Source organism: Pseudarthrobacter sp. RHLT3-21, from assembly GCF_059383495.1.
Map to the genome: position 1 here is coordinate 1 of NZ_JBWZCI010000018.1, position 22,213 is coordinate 22,213.

21 protein-coding genes and 1 pseudogene are annotated in these 22,213 nt (G+C 63.1%); 13 read left to right on the forward strand and 9 right to left on the reverse strand.

Going from position 1 to position 22,213, the window contains the following annotated elements; all coding sequences use genetic code 11:
- Nucleotides 1-24: 24 nt before the first annotated feature.
- Complete coding sequence (locus AC50YA_RS16720) at nt 25-600, reverse strand: alpha/beta fold hydrolase (RefSeq protein ID WP_494983360.1); 576 nt, start codon at nt 598-600, stop codon at nt 25-27.
- Between the two features lie 71 nt (nt 601-671).
- Here AC50YA_RS16720 and AC50YA_RS16725 point away from each other — a divergent pair, with 71 nt between their 5' ends.
- The 5 genes from AC50YA_RS16725 (at nt 672) to AC50YA_RS16745 (ending at nt 6,004) form a co-directional block, all read left to right on the forward strand.
- Nucleotides 672-1,661: a 2-keto-3-deoxygluconate permease gene (locus tag AC50YA_RS16725; RefSeq protein WP_494983361.1), complete on the forward strand. Its 990-nt coding sequence runs from the start codon at nt 672-674 to the stop codon at nt 1,659-1,661.
- An 11-nt stretch (nt 1,662-1,672) separates the two neighbouring features.
- Nucleotides 1,673-2,878, forward strand: coding sequence for a four-carbon acid sugar kinase family protein (locus tag AC50YA_RS16730; RefSeq protein ID WP_494983362.1), 1,206 nt, complete (start codon nt 1,673-1,675; stop codon nt 2,876-2,878).
- Nucleotides 2,878-3,882 carry a 4-hydroxythreonine-4-phosphate dehydrogenase PdxA gene (gene pdxA, locus AC50YA_RS16735; RefSeq protein ID WP_494983363.1) on the forward strand — a complete coding sequence of 335 codons (1,005 nt, stop codon included), beginning with the start codon at nt 2,878-2,880 and terminating at the stop codon, nt 3,880-3,882. Before AC50YA_RS16730 ends, pdxA begins: the two co-directional genes overlap by 1 nt.
- 169 nt (nt 3,883-4,051) lie before the next feature.
- Complete coding sequence (locus tag AC50YA_RS16740) at nt 4,052-4,828, forward strand: DeoR/GlpR family DNA-binding transcription regulator (RefSeq protein ID WP_494983364.1); 777 nt, start codon at nt 4,052-4,054, stop codon at nt 4,826-4,828.
- A gap of 165 nt (nt 4,829-4,993) precedes the next feature.
- A complete protein-coding gene (locus tag AC50YA_RS16745; RefSeq protein WP_494983365.1) occupies nt 4,994-6,004 on the forward strand; it encodes a Gfo/Idh/MocA family protein in 1,011 nt (336 codons plus the stop codon).
- 109 nt (nt 6,005-6,113) lie between these two features.
- Here AC50YA_RS16745 and AC50YA_RS16750 read toward each other — a convergent pair whose 3' ends face one another.
- From AC50YA_RS16750 to AC50YA_RS16760, 3 genes are all read right to left on the reverse strand, one after another.
- Entirely contained in the window at nt 6,114-6,701 is a 588-nt protein-coding gene (locus AC50YA_RS16750) for a TetR/AcrR family transcriptional regulator (protein ID WP_494983366.1), read from the reverse strand.
- Nucleotides 6,702-6,939: 238 nt separating this feature from the next.
- A complete protein-coding gene (locus AC50YA_RS16755; RefSeq protein WP_494983367.1) occupies nt 6,940-8,340 on the reverse strand; it encodes a trimethylamine monooxygenase in 1,401 nt (466 codons plus the stop codon).
- 99 nt (nt 8,341-8,439) lie between these two features.
- Nucleotides 8,440-8,820 carry a cupin domain-containing protein gene (locus AC50YA_RS16760; RefSeq protein ID WP_494983368.1) on the reverse strand — a complete coding sequence of 127 codons (381 nt, stop codon included), beginning with the start codon at nt 8,818-8,820 and terminating at the stop codon, nt 8,440-8,442.
- Between the two features lie 482 nt (nt 8,821-9,302).
- Between AC50YA_RS16760 and AC50YA_RS16765 the strand changes: the two genes are divergently transcribed.
- From AC50YA_RS16765 to AC50YA_RS16790, 6 genes and pseudogenes are all read left to right on the forward strand, one after another.
- Nucleotides 9,303-9,710, forward strand: coding sequence for a cupin domain-containing protein (locus tag AC50YA_RS16765; RefSeq protein ID WP_494983369.1), 408 nt, complete (start codon nt 9,303-9,305; stop codon nt 9,708-9,710).
- Between the two features lie 572 nt (nt 9,711-10,282).
- Entirely contained in the window at nt 10,283-11,779 is a 1,497-nt protein-coding gene (locus AC50YA_RS16770) for an APC family permease (protein ID WP_494983370.1), read from the forward strand.
- A gap of 378 nt (nt 11,780-12,157) precedes the next feature.
- Nucleotides 12,158-12,756 (forward strand): annotated as a pseudogene (locus AC50YA_RS16775) (DeoR/GlpR family DNA-binding transcription regulator).
- Nucleotides 12,757-12,800: 44 nt separating this feature from the next.
- Nucleotides 12,801-13,007 carry a hypothetical protein gene (locus tag AC50YA_RS16780; protein WP_494983371.1) on the forward strand — a complete coding sequence of 69 codons (207 nt, stop codon included), beginning with the start codon at nt 12,801-12,803 and terminating at the stop codon, nt 13,005-13,007.
- Nucleotides 13,008-13,097: 90 nt separating this feature from the next.
- On the forward strand, nt 13,098-14,219 hold the full coding sequence (locus AC50YA_RS16785; protein ID WP_494983372.1) for a DUF6544 family protein: 1,122 nt from the start codon (nt 13,098-13,100) through the stop codon (nt 14,217-14,219).
- 35 nt (nt 14,220-14,254) lie between these two features.
- The gene (locus tag AC50YA_RS16790; RefSeq protein WP_494983373.1) at nt 14,255-14,578 is read left to right on the forward strand and encodes a hypothetical protein; all 324 of its coding nucleotides are present in this window, start codon (nt 14,255-14,257) and stop codon (nt 14,576-14,578) included.
- A gap of 181 nt (nt 14,579-14,759) precedes the next feature.
- On the opposite strand, the gene AC50YA_RS16795 is transcribed toward AC50YA_RS16790, so the two are convergent.
- Together AC50YA_RS16795 and AC50YA_RS16800 are read right to left on the reverse strand one after the other, a co-directional pair.
- The gene (locus AC50YA_RS16795) at nt 14,760-15,641 is read right to left on the reverse strand and encodes an SDR family oxidoreductase (protein WP_494983374.1); all 882 of its coding nucleotides are present in this window, start codon (nt 15,639-15,641) and stop codon (nt 14,760-14,762) included.
- On the reverse strand, nt 15,638-16,090 hold the full coding sequence (locus AC50YA_RS16800) for a nuclear transport factor 2 family protein (RefSeq protein ID WP_494983375.1): 453 nt from the start codon (nt 16,088-16,090) through the stop codon (nt 15,638-15,640). Before AC50YA_RS16800 ends, AC50YA_RS16795 begins: the two co-directional genes overlap by 4 nt.
- A 198-nt stretch (nt 16,091-16,288) precedes the next feature.
- Here AC50YA_RS16800 and AC50YA_RS16805 point away from each other — a divergent pair, with 198 nt between their 5' ends.
- Nucleotides 16,289-16,867, forward strand: a complete 579-nt coding sequence (locus AC50YA_RS16805; protein WP_494983376.1) for a TetR family transcriptional regulator — start codon at nt 16,289-16,291, stop codon at nt 16,865-16,867.
- A 36-nt stretch (nt 16,868-16,903) separates the two neighbouring features.
- On the opposite strand, the gene mgtA is transcribed toward AC50YA_RS16805, so the two are convergent.
- From mgtA to AC50YA_RS16820, 3 genes are all read right to left on the reverse strand, one after another.
- Complete coding sequence (gene mgtA / locus AC50YA_RS16810) at nt 16,904-19,585, reverse strand: magnesium-translocating P-type ATPase (protein WP_494983377.1); 2,682 nt, start codon at nt 19,583-19,585, stop codon at nt 16,904-16,906.
- Nucleotides 19,586-19,737: 152 nt separating this feature from the next.
- Nucleotides 19,738-20,841, reverse strand: coding sequence for a HoxN/HupN/NixA family nickel/cobalt transporter (locus AC50YA_RS16815; RefSeq protein WP_494983378.1), 1,104 nt, complete (start codon nt 20,839-20,841; stop codon nt 19,738-19,740).
- Nucleotides 20,842-20,852: 11 nt separating this feature from the next.
- Nucleotides 20,853-21,368 (reverse strand): cupin domain-containing protein, encoded by a 516-nt coding sequence (locus AC50YA_RS16820; protein ID WP_494983379.1) that lies wholly within the window; start codon nt 21,366-21,368, stop codon nt 20,853-20,855.
- Between the two features lie 89 nt (nt 21,369-21,457).
- Between AC50YA_RS16820 and AC50YA_RS16825 the strand changes: the two genes are divergently transcribed.
- The gene (locus AC50YA_RS16825) at nt 21,458-22,060 is read left to right on the forward strand and encodes a TetR/AcrR family transcriptional regulator (protein ID WP_494983380.1); all 603 of its coding nucleotides are present in this window, start codon (nt 21,458-21,460) and stop codon (nt 22,058-22,060) included.
- The last annotated feature ends 153 nt before the right edge of the window (nt 22,061-22,213 follow it).

Consider the following 22,213-nt stretch of genomic DNA (forward strand, 5'->3'; position numbering starts at 1 on the left):
CACTCAAAACTGGACTGGACATGATTACTGGATTCCTGGCTCTCGCCCCACGCGATTAAACGGACTTGCTATGAGCCCCTGGTACCGTTCCAGCCTGACACGTAGGGCCTGGCAGAGCTCGGGTCGGGTGATGGGATCGATGCCGCCCGCAAGCACAAGCGTCGGGACACTCAGTTGCGGCAGGCGCTCCGTCGTGTCGTGGCCCATGAAGGCCTCTAGGAAAGCTTCCAGGTCTTCGCTGCTCTGCTTATAGGGAAAGGCGAGGACCTCGTCAATGATTTGGTTTACTGTCCCGTCGTTGTGCGATCTCGGCGTGTAGACGCTGAGAAAGAGTCCTTCGAGGAAGACTCTTTCGTCGGGGGCGGCGCGGATCAGCCACTTCATGAAGTTCGCCCAGCTGCGGAGATATGGATCCATCACTGTCCAAGTGCTCTGCGAAACAAGGCTCCGGACAAGTTCCGGGTGACGCAGCGCCAGCTCCTGGGCGATGTCACTTCCGCCGGATAAGCCCGCCACGTGGGCAGACCCGATACCAAACGCCCGGAAAACTTCTTTTTCGCGCGTTTCGCGCAATTGAGCTTGCGCTAAACGCGCACCCATTCTATGATCTTAATCATGATCGGAGCCCGGGCGGCTCGATCCCCCGTCCCCCACAACAATGAGGTTGATTGATGTCTGTTCCAATCAAGGCCACCATGGAAAAAGTTCCTGGCGGCATGATGTTGATTCCGCTGCTCATCGGCGCTCTGCTGGCCACCTTCGCACCGGACTCCGCCAAATTCTTCGGCTCGTTTACCGGCGCCCTGTTCACCGGGGGCACCACCATCCTCGCCGTGTTCTACGTGTGCATGGGTGCAAGCATCGATATCAAGGCCACCCCCTACATCTTGAAAAAGGGCGGCGTCCTCTTCGGCAGCAAGGTCTTGTTCGCGGTCATCATTGGCGTTATTGCCGGCAGGTTCCTGGGCGAGCTCCCCATCGATGGCGGCCTGCTGACAGGCCTGTCGGTCCTGGCAATCCTGGCGGCTCTTAATGACACCAACGGCGGAATGTACATGGCGCTTATGGGCCAGTACGGCAAGCCCAAGGACGTTGCTGCTTACTCCGTCATGACGCTCGAATCCGGCCCCTTCCTGACGATGCTCACCTTGGGCGTGGCCGGCCTGTCGGCCTTCCCGTGGCAGGCGCTGGTAGGCGCCATCATCCCCCTGCTCCTTGGAGTTCTGCTGGGCACCCTCGACCCGGCCATGCGTAAGTTCCTTTCGTCTGCGGCCCCCGTTCTTATTCCGTTCTTCGCCCTGGCCCTTGGCTTCGGCCTGAACCTCGAAAAGGTGCTCAGTGCCGGCCTGCTGGGTATCGCGCTCGGCCTGTTCGTGCTGATCGTCGGCGGCGCCGTGCTCTTCTTCGCTGACAAGCTGAGCGGCGGCACCGGCATTGCCGGCCTGGCTGCAGCCACCACCGCGGGCAACGCTGCCACAGTCCCCATGCTGGTAGCTGCAGCCAATCCTGCGTACCTTCCCGCAGCGGGACCAGCCACCGTTCTGGTTGCCGCGTCCGTGGTGGTCACCGCCATCGGCTGCCCCCTTATGGTTGCCTGGTACGCCAGGCGCCTCAAGAACAAAGAGGCTGCGGCATCCCCCGAGGTCTCACACGCAGTATGAACACCCACGAAATGAACACCGACGCAACCACGCGCTGGGCAATCATCGCGGATGACCTGACGGGAGCGGCCGATGCGGCCGCCGCGTATGGCCCCACGCACACCAGTTCCGTGATCCTTGACCTTGAGTCCGCCTGGCCCGATGCGGAGATCCTTTCGATCAACACGGAAAGCCGCTACCTGCCCGAGGAGGAGGCCGCCGCAGCCGTCACGGCCGCCGTCGGGCACGCCCTGGGGCAGCACCGCCGCGTCTTCAAGAAAATCGATTCCTTGCTCAGGGGCAATGTTGGCGTGGAAGTCGCGGCCACATTGGCGGGAATCACCCAGGGCCACGGCAAGGGTCTCGCCGTTGCCTCTCCGGCCTTTCCGGCCACGGGAAGGACCACCGACGGCGGCGTCGTCCACGTCGGCGGCGTTCCGAACACTGAAGGAAACTTCGGTGGTGACATCGCCAGGGCACTAGAAGCGGGTGGCCTCGCCGTCAAAGTGGTTGGCGGACAATCCGGACGCACGCCCGAGGAACTGGCGTCGCACCTACGGGACGTGCAGGAACAGGGGAGCGACGCCGTCGTACTTGATGCCTCCACCGACGACGATCTCAGGATCATCGCCGCCGCTGCAGAGCTGCTGGACTTTCCGACGCTCCTGGTGGGCTCGGGCGGACTGGCGGGACACATCGTGGCGCGTGACGAAAGAACAGGTGCGCGGAATGCGCAGGCGTGGCACGTCAACCGGACCTTGACCGTGATCGGCAGCTACTCCAGCCTTGCGCGGCAGCAAACCGAGGCACTCGTCGCGGCAGGCGCCAAACACATCACGCTGGACCACGCCGCCCTGGACGAGCCGTCGGTTGCCCGCGAGGTTGCACAGGCGATGACCCGGAATGATGTGGTGTTGACGCCGGATCCGATGGGAATCGTCGACAAGTCACAGGCACTGGTGGTGGCAGAGGCTTTGGCCCGCGCCACCGCCGCGGGCATTGGGCACTGTGACGCCCTCGTCATGACGGGCGGCGAGACGGCGACGGCAGTCTTGAGGGCACTCGGCGCCGGCAGCTTCACCGTCCTCGGCGAGATTGAACCCGGCGTCGTCATGAGCCTGCTGCCCGAACCTCTCCCCCTGCTCGTCACGAAGGCCGGCGCCTTCGGGGACGCCGGAACGCTGGCCCGGACCACACAATTTCTCACTGGCACAACGACTGAAATGAGTATCAAATAATGGGACGCCCGATTGTTGCCATCACCATGGGCGATGCAGCCGGCATTGGCCCGGAAATCATCGTCAAAGCCCTGGCTGACGCGGAACTCCGGTCGAAGGCCCGCATGCTGGTCATCGGCGACCTTCGCCGGCTGCAGCTCGCCGCGGACATCGTCGCCAGCCCGCTGACCCTGCGCAAGGTCGCGGAGCCGTCGGAGGCCCTGTTCGAGGAAGGCACCATCGACGTGCTGGACATCGACTGCATCCCGGAGGACCTCGCCTGGGGTGAACTCTCGGCCGCGGCCGGGCACGGCTCATTCCTCTTCATCGAAAAGGCCGTGGCACTGGCTATGGACCGCCAGGTGGATGCGATCTGCACCGGGCCGCTGAACAAAGCAGCCCTGCACGCAGCCGGCCACAAGTACCCTGGCCACACTGAACTCCTCGCCGAACTGACCGGTACCGAGGAAGTTTCCATGATGCTGACCGCCCCGAAGATGCGCGTCATCCACGTCACCACCCACATCGGCCTCATCGACGCGATCGCCAAGATCAATGGGGACCTGGTGTACAGGACTATCAAGCGCGGGTATGAGCTTCTGCGCGCCTCCGGCATCGAAAACCCGCGAATCGCCGTCTGCGCCATCAACCCGCACGCTGGGGAGAACGGGCTGTTCGGCCGCGGCGAAGAGGCGGAAAAGATCCAGCCGGGCATCGAGAAGGCCCAGGCTGACGGTATCGACGCCTTCGGCCCACTCCCGGCCGACACCCTGTTCTTCCTTGCCGGCCGCGGCGACTTCGACCTGGTGGTTGCCCAATACCATGACCAGGGCCACGGCCCGGTCAAGGTCCTCGGCCTGGAAAATGGCGTAAACATCACCGTGGGCCTGCCCGTGGTACGCACATCCGTTGACCACGGCACGGCCTTCGACATCGCGGGCAAGAACATCGCCGACCACGAGTCCCTACTTGAGGCATTGCGGCAGGCAGTGGACTTGGCGCCGTCGCGCGAAGAGGATCTCTAAGAGAACCTGAGAGACCGACGACCCGGAATCGGGACGGGAGCCCCTCTGAACGGCCGGTCAGCTAAGCTTGCTGACCGGCCGTTGCGCATTCCGCGCATGGCGATGCTCCGGGGAGTTGGCGGGGACCGGAACTAGCATGGTAACCACGCCCACGGGAAGGAAACCGGGAATGCTGTCGGCAAATGCCAGGCGCGAGGAGATCTACCACCTCGCCGTCACCACAGGCCTGGCCTCCGTGGAGGAGCTGTCCGTCCGGTTCGAGGTCACGGCCTCCACCATCCGCCGCGACCTGGCGCTCCTGAACGGACAGGGCCGGTTGGCCCGCACCTACGGCGGCGCCATGGCCATGGGCGCCCACCCGGAAGCATCGCTGCGGCAGCGCACCGGCGAGGCGTTTGAGCAGAAACAGGCCATTGCCAGCTGGGCGGCGTCACTGATCCGGCCCGGGGAGAACATCCTGCTCGACGCCGGCTCCACCGTAGGTGCCCTCGCCCACGAACTGCGGGGTTTTGATCGGTTGTCCGTGACGACGCCGGGCATCAACACCATGCAGGAACTGGCCGAGTCCGACGGCATCGAGGTGGACTGCCTGGGCGGCCGGCTCCGGAGCCTCAGCCAAAGCTTCGTGGGACCACTGGCCGAGGCAGCCCTGGAACGGATGAGCTTCGACCGCGTATTCCTCGGCGCCGACGCCGTCACCGCCGAGGACGGCATCTGCGAGGCCGACCACGCCCAGACCCGCCTCAAGGAACTCATGGCCCGGCGCGGCAACAGCGTCTACGTCCTGGCCGACTCATCCAAGCTGGGCCTGCGGCCGTTCCACGCGTGGGCGCGGCTCGCGCTGCCCTGGACGCTCGTCACGGACGACGGCGCCGACCCGGCTCAGGTGCAGAAGTTCCGCGACGCCGGGGTTGAGGTTGAGGTGGCAGCGGTCCGCAGCGAATGAAGTCTGCCCCCACACTGACTAAGTGGACGGCGAGTCTGTTGCGAAAGGTTCTGGCGAAACCCTAACCATTAGAGATCGCGGCAATGTTGGGCGGTGTGGACTTTAGCGCTTGGTCGCGGCAGAACCCAACGAAGGCGGGGTAGGTTGCAAAAAAAGGAGAATTCAATGAGCGAGAAATTGCGTTGGGGCGTCCTGGGCACCGCCCGCATCGTCCGCAAGACAATTCCGGCGTTGCAGGAAACAAAAAATGGCGAGGTCGTAGGTATCGCTTCCCGCACCGAGGAAAAGGCTAAGGAGTACGCCGACAAGCACGGCGTCCCACAGGCGTTTGGCTCTTATGAGGCGCTGCTCGCTTCCCCGGATATCGACGCTGTCTACATTGCGCTGCCTAATGCACTGCACCTCGAGTGGATTCTTAAATCCTTGGACGCAGGCAAGCACGTCCTCTGCGAAAAGCCTTTGGCGATGAGCGCCGCCGAGTGCGAGGAGATCACGCGCAAGGCGGACGAGACCGGGCTCAAAGTCTTAGAGGGCTTCATGTACCGTTTTCACGCGCGTTTCGAGAAGCTGCAAGAGCTGCTCGCGGCCAATGCGGTGGGCAAATTGACATTTGTCCACGTCGGCCACTCCTTCGATGCGGGGGGAGACGACAACATCCGCTGGTATGCCGGGCTCGGCGGCGGCGCACTTTTCGATACGGGGTGCTACTGCGTCAACGTGAGCCGGATGGTCACAGCGCAGGAGCCGGCTCACGTCGCCGCCTTTGGCAACTACCGCGATGCCAACGACGGAGGTCGAATCGACACCAGCATTGCGGGCATGCTGCGCTTTCCCGGCAGCGCAACCGCGCTTTTTGATACGGGAGTGAACCTCGAGCGCCGCAACTTTTTGGAACTCACGGGCACCGGGGGCCGGCTCTACCTCGACAATCCTTTTGGGCTCTTGGAAGAGGATTCGGTCCTGGAGGAGCATCACTTCGGGCAGGACACGATCTATCACAAGTTCAAGGGCGAAAACCACTTCGTACGGATGGGCGAACACTTCGCCGGCAGCGTCCTAAACGGTACGCCGCTCCGCTACGATCTCACGGACGCGGCAAACAACGCGCGGGTGTTGGAAGCGATCGACGAGGCAGCGCGGAAACAAGACGGGGCGTCTGAACCGAGCCCACATTGAGCTCTTTGGTAACGGACGACGGCGCCGACCCTGCGCAGGTGCCGAAGTTCCGGGACGCAGGGGTTGAGGTTGAGATCGCGGATGTTTCACCCGTCGGAGGAGACACGCCCTAAACGCCGGCTTTGATCAGGAGTGCATCGATCATCATGAAGAACTGGGCGCTGTGATCGGGAGCCTTCGGGTCGGTCATGTATTGAATGGCGGCTCCGTCGTAAATCATCAGAAAGAGCCTCACCAGCGTGGCAAAGCCTATGAGGCACTGATCACCGCTGCTCTCGGCGGCGGACGAGAATATGTTTCCCAGCTCCACTTCATAGGCGGGATAAATTTTCGCAGCCAGCGGGCTGACGGCGGCATTGCGTGTTGCCCACAGAATGAGTTCGATCTCAGAAAGTATGCTTGCCGGCTCTTCCGCCAATGCGCACCAGTAGCCTTCGGCCACTTGTTCCACAGCCTTACGCAGACCCAGGTGGACCGGGACGTCACTGGAATAGCGGCTCAGGTTCTTAAACCAAGCCTCGGCGGCCGCGTCCATGAGCTCTTCCTTATCGCTAAAGCAATAATGAGCCGTCGCCAACGGAGCATTAGCCTCCTTGGCAATAGCCCGCATAGTCACCGCCTGAACACCCTCACGACGCATCAGTTCAACCGTCGCTGAAATCAGCTGTTCTTTTCGTTCCGAAGCGGATACCCGCATAGAGCACTCTCCACGGTTACCCTTACAGGGACGCCTACTAAAGACTATTGCTCGGGCAAACCGAGACGAATCAACATCTTCATCGCCAGGGCTGGATTTCGTTACCACCGAAGACCGTATCCTGGCTGTCTATGCAACAGCCAGGATACGGTCCGGAGCGCCGGAAGCCCTCCAAATGCTCAGGACAACCTGCCAGAATCTAGAACCTTTCCAGATTGGCCCACGGGGATGCCTGTAGTTACCTCGCGGCCAAGATGTCGGCCACAGCGGCAGGCGAGCCGGTGTCCACATCCTGCGACCGGCCGTCCAAGTACCGCTCCATGGAGTCGTCCATGGCGTTGATCCAGCGGGTGTGGTGCTTGGTCGCCATTGTGCCGGTGACCACGGAGCGGTGGAGCATGTCGCGGTATCCCAGAATGTCCGTCTCCTTGTGGTGCATCCAGTCCTTGAACAACTGGCAAACAGCGTCCAGGTCGAAGGACGGGTAATCCGTCGCATCGATGAGCTCCCGCAGGTAGTCCGTCTGGAAATCGGCCTCGGCATCGTGATTTGGCAGCACGGCCTGGCGCTCAAGCCAGGCCGCGATGTCCTTTTGGCGCTCAGCAAGGGACGGCAGCTCAATCACGCCGGTCATGACGTCGCGGGCAAACCAGGCCTGCGCGTCGAACATGTTGAATGTGTAGTACTGGTCCTGCGCACCCAGGTAGAACAGGTTGGTGTTCTGCTGCCACACCACGCCCTTGTAGAGGTTGCCCGGGTACAGCACGTTCGACGACTTCAGTGACAGCTTGCTGGGCAGGTACGGATACTTGTGCTGGTATCCGGTGCAAAGCACGACGGCGTCGAATTCATCTTGGGTGCCGTCACTAAAGTGTGCGGTGCGGCCTTGGAAGTGGGTGACGAGCGGGCGCTCCACAGTATTCTCCGGCCAGTCATAGCCCATTGAGGTCGTGCGGTAGCTGAGGGTGATGGACGCCGCACCCATTTTGTGGGCCTGCATGCCAATGTCCTCTGCGGAGTAACTGCTGCCGATCATGAGCAACTTCTTGCCATAAAACCGCTCGGCTCCGCGGAAATCATGGGCGTGCAGGACTTCACCCGGGAAAGTCTTTATGCCCTTGAACTCAGGGACTGAAGGGACGGAGAAGTGTCCGGTCGCAATCACGAGCTTGTCGAACACGTGGGTTTCAGTGAGGTTGGTTTTGAGGTCCTCCACTGTCAGCGTGAATTCCTGGGTGGCCTCGTTGTAGCTGGTGTGCCGCGCGACGCTATTGAAGCGGACATACTTGCGGACGTCGGACTTCTCCACGCGGCCCTTGATGTAGTCGAAGAGAACCTCGCGAGGAGGGAAGGAAGAAATAGGACGGCCAAAGTGCTCGTCAAAGGAGTAGTCCGAGAACTCCAGGCACTCCTTGGGCCCATTGGACCAGAGGTGGCGGTACATGCTGGAGTGAACCGGCTCGCCGTGAGCATCCAGCCCAATACGCCAGCTGTTGTTCCACTGCCCGCCCCATTCGTCCTGTTTTTCAAAGCACATGATTGCGGGGATGTCGGCCCCTTTTTGACGTGCTGATTCGAATGCCCGCAGTTGTGCCAAGCCGCTGGGGCCAGCACCGATGATTCCGACTCGAAGTGTCATGCTGCTTTCCTCTTCCAAATTTTCAGGGGCCGCTGGTGTGCGACGTTGTGAGTTGGGTTACGTATCTAGCCAGCGACTATGTGAACGCGCTGGATGGTCCTAGGGTGCGAAGGTGCGGTCGCCGGCGAAGAACCCCAGGCCATACTCAGGGGTCTCAAACTTGACGGTGGTGCCCTTGGGGAAGAACAGCACATCGCGTTCCTTGGCGTGCGTCACTTCTCCCGTCGTCTGGTCCGTGAGGATGAATTCACCCTTGATGACCACCTTCATTTCGTCGTAGGTGTACGTGTACACCAACGGCTCGGAAGCCTCCAGCTCGAAGAATCCGGCGCACATGACCGAACCCTCGGGGTTGTGGAGGGAGTCACCGATCGCAGCGACCGTCCCAGGCTCGTTCATCGACGGCAGTCCGATGAAGCCGTTTTCTACCTTGTGGATGGATCCGGCCTTGCTCAGTGTTCCTACGAGGGTGGTTTCCATGGTCTCTCCTGTGAATTGGGTGAAAAGTACTTCAGAACTCTTCATTTAGGGCATAAATGGCCATAGGGGATGGCGCTTTTGGCGCATAAGGGACTGCATTGAAGGTCACCTCTGAAACCGGGTTATGGCTCCGGGAGGAAGGGTTGCAAATCCGACATTCTTGATTCTCAACGGACCGGTTGAGCTCCTCCTTGAGCCGTGCCGATGTGAAGTGAATCACGTTTCGTCGTCCCCCGACTTTCACATGAACGGCCGTGCAAGTCAATCGTTCAGGAAAAATTTCTACGAGATTCTTTTGAGAACTGACGCTCAGATCCGTGGCCGAGAAACGTCCCATCTTCCTTCTCATGGACTATTGACTAGGACGGTTGTCAATGTCACAGTATTGACAGTCCGTGATCCACATCACGTCGATGCAACTGATTTAGATTCACCGATATGTTCCGAAAATCAGATTTCCAACTGAAGAACGGTGAAAGATTATGGCCACAGCCACCCAGCCCCCGCCACTGACGACGGGGGAAACGATCGACTTCTGGTCAGCGAAGTCCATGAAGGTCATGAAGGACGAATGGCCGCGATTGCGCTGCAGATTTATAAACGCGAATCCCGTAGGCCGATGGGATGACTTCCGACTCTCGGAATGGGAACTGGAAGCCTGCGGCTGGGAAGACTTCCACCCCCACTCCGAAACGAACTTCGTCCTGGAAGGCGAGCTCTACATCGAGAGTGAAGGCAAGACTGTCGTCCTGAGACCCGGTGACTCAGCACGCGTAAATCCCGGACAACTTGGCCGATACTGGGCACCCACCTACGCCCGGATGGTTACCGTCTATGGCCCCAACCCCGAGGGTGCGGAGTCGCACTCCTTCCGATACTACGAAATCTAAGGTTTAGCTTCTTACACAGCCGCACCGGACGCGACGCCGGCACGATTTCTTCAGGGCCGTCCCCCCTCGCGTCCAGAGGGAAGTAAGCCAGTGAAGGCGTCCCGCCTCTGCCTGACGCGCAGGGACACTCACATGGATGCCTGCGCGCCATCTTCGGCCAAGTTCGTCGCACCAGTTCGCCCGAACTGACGACCCTGGACGACGCTATCGTCCACGAGACGATGTAGTCGTTCAAAAAATTCGACTAAGACCCTGCAGGACTAACCTCAAGCACAACGACAAGTGCTTCTGCATTTCTGCGAATCATGCGCGGACATTCACGCGCCAGAATTCATACTCGTCGACGGTAATACATGCAACTGCAGATCGCGGTTGCAGGGTTAGTCGAGCCTCAAACGTTTGAAGATACCAATGTACGGCCTGCCCATATGCGCGCATGCCTCGGGTTTCCACATCCTTTCACGGCGGTATATACCACGCGGGGAATGGCATGCATCTCGCAGCCACTTCAGACTCACGAATCTAGTTATTCAACCTAAAAGACCAGACGCTTGTCGTCTAAGGAGACTGTTATGAGTAAAAATCTTTCGGATGGCGTTGGTCACCTGGAAAGGTCGATCAACTGGAAGCAGGGTTTGGCCATTGCTTTGGGCGTGCCCTTGCTGATTCTGCCATCGTTGGGCTACCTGCCGATGTATATGGCTGCCGCAGCAATCCTCGTCTGGGGGTTGTCGGTCATCCAGGGTTTCATACAGAACGCTGCCTATGCGGAAATGGCGACCACCTTTCCCAAGGCCTCTGGTCTGCCAGGTTTCGCGCAGCATGTATTTCGCACCGAAAACTTCAAAGGCAAGTACGACAAGGGCAAGCTGATCGGCGGCTTCTCCGCCTGGAGCTACTGGTTTGCCTGGAACCCGGTCCTGGCGATCTTCTCAATCCTGGTCGGCGGTTACCTTCATGGGCTGTTTCCGGTGCTGGGCGAGACCTTCACCGAGTTTCAGCTCTCATTGATCTCAGGTCTGCTGATCTTCACCGGACTGTTCGTAGTCAACTGGTTCGGCCTCAAGGATGGCGCCATCCTGGGTTACATCCTCGCGGCTGTTTCTTTGATACCGCTGGTTATCCTTACCCTGGCGCCTTTTGCTACCGGACACGTTGACCTGGCCAACATCACCGGCAACTGGTGGCCTGCTGACTGGGCCTGGGACATCCACCACATCCTGATTCTCTTTGGCATCTTTGCGATTGCACAATGGAGTGCCTGCGGCTGGGAAACGGCAGCCATCTACGCCCCTGAATACAAAAACCCGTCCAAAGATGTCCCGAAAGCATTGTTTGCCTGCGGCATCATCTGCTTCCTCTCGTACGTACTGGTGCAAACCGCAGTAATCGGTGTGCTGGGTGTTGAAGGTGTGATAGCAGAGCCTGTATCGCCCCTGATTCCAGTGGCCCGGGCTGTCTTTGGCGAAGCCGGCTCAATAATCACCATCATCATGCTGATCGCCGCCATGATCCTCATCATCCAAACGGCTTACCTGGGTTCGTCCCGGGCCTTGCACTCCATGACAACGGAAGGCAACCTTCCCAAGGTCTTCGGCAAAACGAATCGCCACGGAACTCCCTTTATTGCCTTGCTCGTCACCGCGGCGTTTAACATGGTCCTGATTTCCATGGGATCCCTCGCTGCAATTCTTGCGGCCGCCGCCATTGGCTACACCTGTGCCAACGGCATCAGCCTGTTCGCCTACGTCAGAGCCAAAAAACACCCGGCCTTCGCCACCCTTGAAAGGCCTTTCAAAGCCCCCAGGGGTTGGAAGAATGTGGCCATGATCTTTGGCCTGTTCAATCTGCCTCTGTGCCTGATCGGTGTGGTCTACCTGAACAGCCAGGAAATTGGCTGGACTTCAACTTGGCTCGGCTTCCTCGTATTGTCGCTCTACATACCCATTTGGTTCTATTCACAGCGCGAATCGAGGCCCTTGAACAACGAAGCAGCCACTCCCAACTCTTTGGACAACGATTCAGACAACGATGTCGAAGACCTGGAAAAGGTTCCAACTTCCAGGTGATATCGACGGTGCAGTACGGGTCGCCGTCGTCGTAGTGGATTACGACGACGGCACTCCCGCGCCGAAACCCGTCGCCGACGGCGGTGGTTGAACCAGCCCAAAGCCCACACCGGTGGTTGAGCGTGTCGAAACCCCACAGGCACAACCACCGGTGGGGACGGCTCTACGTCTCCGCAGGAAGGCCGTCCATACCGGCGCCCGCGGTGATGCCGTCCAGCACCTTGCGCAGTCCCCATATGTATTGGTCTGTGGAGATGTAGCCGGCCATGACTCCTGCGGCTGCAGCGGACAGCGGGTGGGTTTCGGCCGGGATTGCGGAAAAACCGGCTTGGCGTGCGGTTATCCGTTCGCCATCAACGGCGCCATTCCGGGCTCGGCATGAGTACGGGACTGCACGTCATCTTCGGCACCGGGGGCCATCGAACTCGCCACGTCCATCGCTCTTCGGCGGCGCTCCTGAACGGGCAGGGCCGGCTGGCCCGCACCTACGGCGGCGCCTGGCCCTGGGCGCCCACGCGGAAGCATCGCTGCAGCAGAGCACGTTCGACCAGCTCGCCGTCACCACCCCCGGCATCAACACCATGCAGGAACTGGCCGAGTCCGAGGGCATCGAGGTGGGCTGCCTGGGCGGCCGGCTGCGGAGCCTGAGCCAGAGCTTCGTGGGGCCGCTCGCCGAGGCAGCCCTGGAACGGATGAGCTTCGACCGCGTGTTCCTGGGCGCCGACGCCGTCACCGCCGAGGACGGCATCTGCGAGGCCGACCACGCCCAGACCCGGCTCAAGGAACTCATGGCCAGGCGTGGCAACAGCGTCTACGTCCTGGCGGACTCATCCAAGCTGGGCCTCCGGCCATTCCACGCGTGGGCCCGGCTCGCGCTGCCGTGGACCTTGGTGACGGACGACGGCGCCGCCCCGGGGCAGGTGCAGAAGTTCCGGGACGCGGGGGTTGAGGTTGAGGTGGCCGCCGCCGGCGGCTGAGTCCCCGCCCGTTGCCTGGGGCCGCGTCCAATTTGAGCACGCGCATGTACTGGACCACCTCCCCGGGGACCGCTGTTATTGCGGGAAAGTCCCGGCCTGCTCTGGACAGGGGGGAGTACGCTCGGAGCATCAGCGTTGCCGCGTTGGATGCACGCGACAGCACGGCGTCCGTCATCGCCCTTCGTTCCCTCGTCTACGTGGCCGGGGCTGACCGCACCGCCGGATTGATGTCTCCGTTGAACGTTTCTTAGCCCGCCGCTCATGTGAACGTTAGGAGGCCGCCCGTGTCACAGTCCACGCGTGCTCATGACTTTCCCTCCGGTGCGGGTAGGTCCGCTGTCGTGAAAATAGTCTTCGCGGCCTTCCTCGGCTTGCACGCGCTCATCCATCTGCTCGGCGCTGTCAAGGGTTTGGGGTTCGCCGACGTTCCGCAACTGACGCAACAGATACCTTTGCCGTTGGGTGTTCTCTGGTTATTGGCGGCGACACTTTTCCTGGTCGCCTCGGTTTCCATCTTCGCCCTGCCGGGACGATGGTGGGTGTTCGGCGCCGGGGGCATCGTCGTCTCCCAGATCGTGATCATTGCGTCCTGGGTCGACGCCGCCTACGGGACGATTGCCAACGTCATCGTGCTCGTCGGCGTCGTATACGGCTACCTCTCTGAAGGGCCCCGGAGCTTCCGCGCCGAATACGACCGCGACATCTCACAGGGACTGGCCCGCGCCGTCGAGTCCCCGGTACTTACCGAGACCGATCTCTCGCGGCTCCCCGCCGTAGTGCAACGCTATGTTCGTCTCAGCGGCGCTATAGGCCTTCCGAAGGTTCAGAACTTCTCTGCCCGCTATCACGGGCAGATCCGTAGCGGACCGTCAGCGCCCTGGATGCCCTTCACCGGACGGCAAAGCAACTTCTACGACCGGCCATCACGCCTCTTCCTCATGGACGCCTCACGGGCCGGCATCCCGTTCCAGGCGTTCCACCGGTTCGTCGGACCGTCCGCAACCATGCGGGTGAAACTCGCATCAGCCGTAACCGTGGTCGACGCCAAGGGCCCGGAAATGGACGAGGCCGAGACGGTGACGCTGTTCAACGACCTCTGCGTGTTCGCGCCAGGCGCGCTGGTCGATCCGGGAATCAAGTGGCGCGAGATCAATCCGCACACCGTCAGTGCATCCTTCACGAACGGTAGCCACACCGTCAGTGCGGTCCTCTCGTTCAATGATCACGGCGAGCTGATGGATTTTGCTGCTGACGGACGCGGCGCGGCGTCGGCGGACGGAAAGTCGTTCACCAGGATGCGGTGGTCCACCCCACTGAGTGACTATCGGCAGTTCGGTCCGCACCGGCTCATGGAGCGCGGCGAGGGGATCTGGCATGCCCCCGCCGGAGACTATTCCTACCTGCGTTTCGTCCTCGACTCGATCGAGTACAACGTCGCCGCGCTGCCCAGCGGACGGCACTGACGAGCATGGAGGTACGCGGCAAGCTACTCAAAGCAGTGAAGGCTTTTCACACCCTCGCGTGGTTCACCATCGAGGCCTGCATGCTCTACGTTCTGTACATCGGCATCCGGCGACAGTCGGATCGGCGGGCCGGGCTGGCTGCCACTGTCGTGGCACTGGAAACGTTAGTGTTTGCGGCCAACGGATTTCGCTGCCCCCTGACCGCGGTCGCCCGAAACCTGGGAGACAGCACAGGGTCCGTCACCGACCTCTATCTTCCGCGCTGGCTGGCAAGAAACCTCCCGGCAATCCACGTTCCGCTCATCATCGCCGCCGGAGTCCTTCACTGGCGAAACCTCTCAACTACGACACGGCACTAAGGGATATCAGTGAGAGCAGGCCCGGAGAAAACAGGGCCCAAGCCTGCGGTCAGTGTGAACTGGAGTTTCTTCCACGGCCGTACCCGGAAAACAACGGCCCTGGCCGCCGAGGCCACCTAGCGGTGCGTGCCAGGCACGGACTACGCGTCATTGCCCGGAACTACCCAGCCGAGCACCGTCGTTATCCTCCCGGGACCGCGGTTTCGAGGACCTGCCGCAGGCCCGTGACGGGAATGTCTGGGAACTCCGCGCGGGATGGCGCCCACTGGAAGCCAGCGGCTCCCGATTCCTCCCGGATCCCGGCCCGCGCGACTCGGGCAAGGAAGGGCGAGAAGGGCCTCGCTGCGATGGACAGGAAGCGCTCGGCGGCGGCCGGGATCCGCTGAACCGACCCGTGGCCGGCCCGGGTGAGCAGAGCCCCGGCAAGCTCGTTGGCTGTGAGTGTCTGCGAACCCCATTCGAGGACACGGTTCCGCAGCGCCGGGTCCGAAAGCGCACGGACCACGAGGGCGGCTGCGTCCCGGACCGATGTAAAGGTAACCGGGGCAGACCCCGAGCCAATCACCAGCACCTTGCCCTTGGACTCGAGCGGGGCGGCCATGATTTCGAGACGCTGCTCAAGCAGCGCCCCCATCCTGATGACTGTCCAGGCCATGCCGGACGTGCGGACGGACTCCTCGGCCGCGGCCTTGCAGCGCAGGAAGTCGATTGGTCCGTCGGGGGCGGCACCATGCATGGACATCATGACCATGTGCTCGGCTCCGGCATCGGCCGCCGCGCGCACGAGCCGGATGGCGCCGTCGCGGTCAACGGCGCGCGGGTCAGAGTCCTTGAGTCCGAATCCCGAGGCCGCGAACACTACCGCTGTGCAGCCCGCGACCGCCTGGCGGCAGTCCGTTGCGGAGGCGAGGTCCCCACGCAGGAGCTCGACGCCGTTGCTCGCCGCGTCGGGGAGGGGCTGGGAAGCGCCGCGGGCCATGACGCGGACCTGATGCCCGGCTCCCACGAGCAGTGGGACCAGAGCGCGGCCAAGTCGGCCCGTGCCGCCCACCACCAGGATCATGACCCGTCACCGCTTCCGGCTGCCCCGCGGACGGCCATGCCCACCGCGGCGTTCACGTCCCCGGACTCGTGCTCGACCGGTTCGAGGTAGAAGTGCGCCGCAGCGATCCTGTCATCACGGACGGTGAAAATGGCCACCCCCGCGGACGACGTCACCGAGCCATCCCGCCGGGTACCCCGGTTGCCCCATTCCATCCAGACCGTATTGCCGGGTCCCGTCGTCGCATCGTGCACGGTGAGGCTCAGGTCCGGCAGCCCGGCAAAGAGCCCGGCCCAGTTCTTCCGCACCTGGGCTGAGCCCGTGAAACTGCGGGCAGGGTGGGCGGGGGTGGTGTTCTGGTAGTCCTCGGCGAACTCGGACACCATCCCCTCGAGGTCGTGGCGGTTAGCGGCGGCCATCATGCGCCGCACCGGGCCCTCCGGAAGGTGATCGATTCCTGAAGCGTCCATGGTCTGCTCCTTTATTCATCCGTCGCGGTGGCGGGGACGCTGGTATAGTGGATTTGATACAGTCAGCTGTAATCAACTGATACAAGGAGTTTATTCCCAGTGGGACCTGTGGTCAACGAATCGCATCGTCCGGCTCCCCGTTCTCGCGCCTACGACGCCCGGCGTCGCCAGGAGGCAGCCGAGGAGTCAAGGAATCGGGTGCTCGCGCAGTCGCGCGAATTGTTCCTGACGGGTGGATATGGCCGGACCACTATTGCCGCGATCGCCCGGGCGGCCGGGGTCTCGAAGGAGTCCGTATACAAGGGCTTCGGCGGAAAGCCGGGGCTCGTGCGGGCAATCTATGAGCGGAGCCTGCTCGGAGCCGGCGGCCCCCCGGCTGAAGAGCGGTCGGACCGCGCGCAAACTACGGTTACGGACCCCCGTGAACTCATGGAGCAGCTCGGCCGGTTCACCACCGAAGTCAGCCCGCTCGGATCCCCGGTCTTCCTTCTCATTAGGGACGCCGCCGCGAGCGGGGATCCGGACATGGCCGCGCTCCTGCTCGACGTCGACGAAGCGCGGTACCGCCGGATGCAGCACAACGCCCGGCAGGTCCTCGGCAGGGGCTTCCTGAGGGCGGACCTGACAGAGGAGGAGGTAGCCGATGTCATGTTCACGTGCACATCGGCTGAGCTCTACGAGAACCTTGTCCCCAAGCGCGGCTGGAGCGCCGAGCGCTACGGCCGCTTTATCGCCAGAACGCTGGCAGCCAATCTCCTGCCCGAGCCCCCGCTCTAGGAGCACTCCTGTCGGAACCGAGCCTGTCGAACGCGGTCAGCGCTGCCGCCGTCGCATATGCCGCGGAGGCCCCGCCACCCTCACCGGGGCACTGAAGCGGAAGGCGCGGCGGGCGATGTGGTGGGTTTCCGGACGACGGCGGACCAGGATAGGTCCGGCGGGCAGCTGCTGCGCGGCGCGGGAGAAGAACCAGGCCTTGGCGAATTCCACCAGGAACATGTACACCACAATCATGCCCAGCAGGGCCAGGAAGAACGGGACCGGGAGCGGATCGAAGCCCAGCAGTCCGGCCAGCGGCGAAAGCGGCAGGAAGATGCCCACGGCCACCACGCCCAGCGAAGCCACGATCAGCCCCACAGAAGGACGGCTGCGCAGGAACGGCACGCGCCGGGTCCTGATGGCGAAGATGATGAGGGTCTGCGTGGCGATGGATTCGATGAACCAGCCGGCCCGGAACTCCCCCGGCACAGCATGGAAGGCGAACAGCATAAGTGCGAACGTGGCGAAGTCGAAGAGCGAGCTGATGGGCCCGAACAGGAACATGAACCGCCGGATAAACGCGATGTTCCAGTGCGACGGCGCCCGGAGCTGTTCCTTGTCCACCCGGTCGCCCGGGATGGCCAGCTGGCCGGAGTCGTAGAGCAGGTTGTTCAGCAGGATCTGGCCCGGCAGCATAGGCAGGAAGCTCAGCACCACGGATGCCGTGGCGGCACTGAACATGTTGCCGAAATTGCTGGACGTGCCCATCAGCACGTACTTGATGGTGTTGGCGAAGATCCGCCGGCCCTCCCGCACGCCTTCGGCCAGGACACCCAGGTCCTTGTCCATCAGCACGACGTCGGCAGCGTCCTTGGCCACGTCCGTGGCGCTGTCCACGGAGATGCCGATGTCCGCCTTGTGCAGGGCCAGGGCGTCGTTGACGCCGTCGCCCATAAAACCCACGGCGCCGCCGCTCTGGCGCAGGAGGGCGATGATGCGCGCCTTCTGTTCGGGCGAGACGCGCGCGAAGATGGTGGCCGTCCGTGCGGCGGCGGTGAGCTCGGCGTCGGACAGCTTCTCGATCTGGGCCCCGGTCAGTGTTCCGCCGGAAAGTACGCCCAGGTCCGCGCAGACTTTTTCGGCCACTTTGGCGTTGTCCCCGGTGGCGATTTTCACCGAGATCCCGAGTGCCGCCAGCTCATCCAAGGACGCCTTGGCGTTGGCTTTGGGGCGGTCCAGGAAGATGAGGAACCCCGACAAAACCAGGTCGCGCTCGTCAGCCACGGTGAGCTTGGCCAGCCCCGCGGCGGGGCGGGTGGCCACCGCCACCACGCGGGAGCCGGCGTCGAACTGTTCATCCAGCATCGCCTGCACAGCCGGTGGGGTCGGACCGCACAGGGCCAGGACGTCCTCCGGGGCACCCTTGGTGACCAGGCGTGCGGGGCCGCCCGCCTCCCGCACCAGCACGGTGGTGCGGCGGCGCTGGTGGTCGAAGTCGATCAGGTCAAGGCGCTCAAACCGGGCGGGATCAAAGCCGGCCGCGGCGGGGCTGTCCCAGAGGGCCGCGTCCAGCGGGTTCTGCCCGGCGGAGGAGAGCCTGGCCTCGGTGTAGTCGGCCTCGGTGGCGAGCAGCCCCAAGGTGAGCAGGCCGTCGTCGGACGTCCCCGGGGTAACCGGAAGCGCGCCGGTGAAGCTGATCCGCCCCTCGGTCAGGGTGCCGGTCTTGTCGGTGACCAGGATGTCCATGTCCCCCAGGTCCTCGATGCAGACCAGGCGTTTGACCAGCACTTTCCGCTTGGCCAGCTGGCGGGTGCCGGTGGCCAGGCTGGTGCTGACGACGGCGGGGAGCAGCTGCGGCGTGATGCCCACAGCGATGGCCAGGGAGAACAGCAGCGATTCGATGAGCGGGCGCTGGAGCAGCAGGTTGGCGATGAAGATCAGCGAGGTGAGCACCACGGCCACCTGCAGCAGCAGGAACGAGAACCGCTTGAGCCCGACCTGGAACTCGGTCTGCGGCTGCCGCTCCCCCAGGCCCAGCGCGATCCGGCCGAATTCGGCGCGGCCGCCGGTGGCCACCACCACGCCGGTGCAGCCGCCGGACTGGATGACGGTGCCCATAAAGGCGCAGGACGCAAGGTCGCCCAGGGCCGATCCGGCGGCCACGGGCGCGGGGTCCTTTTCGGCGGGCTGGGACTCCCCCGTCAGGATGCTTTCGTCGCAGAGGAGGTTCTTGGTGCCCAGGAGCCGGATGTCGGCCGGGATGATGGCACCCAGGGAGAGATGCACGACGTCGCCGGGTACCAGGGCGGTGACGTCCACTTCCTGGGTGGTTCCGCCGCGGAGCACCACGGCGCGGTGGGTGACCCGGGAGTGCAGGGCCTCGGACGCGCGCTCCGCGCGGAACTCGTTGGTGAAGCCCAGCCCCACGCTGACCAGCAGGATCACGCCGATCACAATGGAGTTGGTGGCATCGCCCAGGAACAGGGACAGGCCGGCGGTGATCAGCAGCAGGATGAGGATGGGGCTGGCGAATTGCCGCCCCAGCACCGCCCAGCCGTTGGCCCGGTGGGTGCGGACGGCGTTCGGCCCCAGGTCGGCGAGGCGCGCGGCTGCTTCTTCATCGGACAGGCCGTCGGCGCTGGAACCCAGCTGTGCCAGCACCTGCTCCGCGGACAGGCTGGCGGCGTCTGTGATGGGCAACTGGAGGGAGGTGCGCTCCTGGACGTTGAGCTGGGGCATGCGGTTCCGTTCGGACACGTCGTTCTTGGATAGCCGGTTTACGGCTAAGAGTACGGCGCGAAGCTGGGGAACCGGTGGTTGAGCTTATCGATTACGAGGCGCAGCAGCAGAGCCGCGAGACGTCGGTGGAATTGGACCGCGCGGATCTGCAGCTACCTCCGAGGCCTGTGGCTGAGCTGCAGAGCCGACCCGTCGCGCCGGAACTTCCAGACGCAGACGCCCGCCAGCCACGCGAGGACAAACAAGCCAACAACGGCATAGCCAATGCCTGTCAGATCGATGCTGCCGATGGCCGCAAACATACCGGAAGCGGCTCCCGTATTAGCTGCGATCACGGACAGCAGTTCCACGCTCCCGACGCCCAGGGCCACGGTGGCGGAGAGCCCGGTCAGGACAATGTTGTACAGCAGCCTCCGGCTCGGCTTTGAGAATGCCCAGCCGTAGGCGGCATTCATGAACCATCCGTCCAGGCTGTCCAGCAGGCTCATGCCCGCGGCGAAAAGGACGGGCAGGGTGAGGACGGCGTACCAGGGAAGTTCCACCGCTGCGGCTCCTCCGGCGACCACCAGCAGCGCGACCTCGGTGGCGGTGTCGAATCCCAGGCCGAACAGCAGCCCCACCAAGTACATCTGCCCCGGCCGGGTGATGCTCCGCATGACCGGACGCAGCAAGTGGATCATCAGGCCGGAGGTGAAGGCGCGCTTCTCGGCTTCTGGCTGGCCTGCCCGCAGCCGGCGGAAGTCTGAGCCGACGCGGATCAGCAGGGCCAGATTGAGGAACGCCAGGAGGTAGAGAAACAATCCTGAGATGGTGGCGCCCACAAATCCCAGAACCTCGCGCCACCACGAGGCGTCGTCGCCGAGCTGGCTTCCCAGGACATGGGCTCCCGCGGCCAGCAGCAGGCAGAGGCCAAAGACGATGCTGGAGTGGCCCAGTGAGAACCAGAAACCGACGGAGACGGGCCGAAGGCCTTCACCCATGAGCTTGCGGGTGGTGCAGTCGATTGCTGCGATGTGGTCCACGTCGAAGGCGTGGCGCATGCCGAGCAGATAGGCCCCCACGCCGATCCCCAGCCCGAAGACCTGGCTCGAACTGAGGAGGAGGTTCTGCGGGGCGACAACTAACACCAGTACTCCCCAACCCACCAGGTGCAGCAGAAGTACGACGGCGGCCATGCCAGCCAGGGGCGCCGCCGGCTTCCGGGCGGCTACTGCAAGCCGCAGTCCCGTTCGCTCCAGGGGAGCCTGGATGCCCATGGCCCTTCCCGTCAGCCCATCGGGGGATTCAGCCCGTACCGGGCGATGATGCCCGGCAGCCATGGTGCCTCGCCGAACTGAAGGCCGTATTCGGCTGCCAGTTTGCCGATGGCTTCTGGGTCCGGTGGTCCCCCGGCTTCAAGCTGATCGGCCAGCCCCCAGAAGAAATGCTCGAACCCGGCAGGACTGATCACTTCGATCATCCGCGCCGGCACTTTGCCCGCGTTCCACATGGTGTGCAGCTCGCCGCGCGGCTTGGTGATGTAGCCGCCAGCGCCGAGCACTGCCTCGCGCTCACCGGAGCGGAATCCGATTTCGCCTTCGAGGACGATTGAATACTCATCCTCACGGGTGTGCGTATGCGGTGGAACCAAGGCCCCCACCGGGAATGGGTGCTCCACGATGGAGATCTGTTCATTGGTGTGTTCGCCGAACAGTTTGAAGACAACCCCGATACTTCCGAGACTGCCCTGGCGTCCTTCTCCTGGCTGCACGACAGTAAGCCGAGGAGCCTCCTCAGCGCCCATGACATTCCATCCTTCCTATTTCGCTATACAATGGTGTATATCGAATTATCAGCCGACAGAGGACCGGTGTCAACAGTTTGAGTGAACAGATGCGTTCAACCAAAGCCCGCCGGTACCAGATGAATAAGCGTGCCGAGCAGGTGGAAACCACGCGTCAGCGGATCGTGGACGCAGCGGTGGCCCTGCACGGATCAGTCGGCCCTGCCCGGACCACCATTGCGGGCGTGGCCGAGCAGGCCGGGGTGACGCGTTTGACGGTCTACCGGCATTTTGCCGACGACGAGGCGTTGTTCTCTGCATGCTCCTCGCACTGGCTCTCACAACAGAGACTGCCGGACCCTGCTGCTTGGTCCGAGCTCGCGGACCCGCTCAAACGCCTGCACGCCGGCCTGACAGACCTCTACCGGTTTTATCGTGACGGCGAGCCGATGCTCAGACGCATCTATGCCGATTGGGCGGCCCTTCCGGAGAGGCACCGCACAGACCTCGAAAAGCGCGACACCTTCTTCTGCGACCGGCTCCTCGAGCCGTTTCCGGCGCCAGGCAGCGGCCGGCTGCGCGCCGTCGTCGCCCATTCGGTGTCCTTCTGGACCTGGCGGTCCCTCTGCCACGACAACGGGCTTTCCAATCGGGACGCCGTCCAGGCCATGACGGGCCTGGCGGCAATGACGGCCGGCCTCCCCCAACCGTAGCCCTTTCGCTGCAGGGCGCGGGGTACCCGAACACGACGTCGCGGAGGACGAACAGGCTCCCCCGACCGCCGAACATCTCGATGGTGGCGTCGATCGGGCACCCCGACCGCGGCTCATACGCTTCGCCCAGACTGCTTGCAATCTGCCACCGCC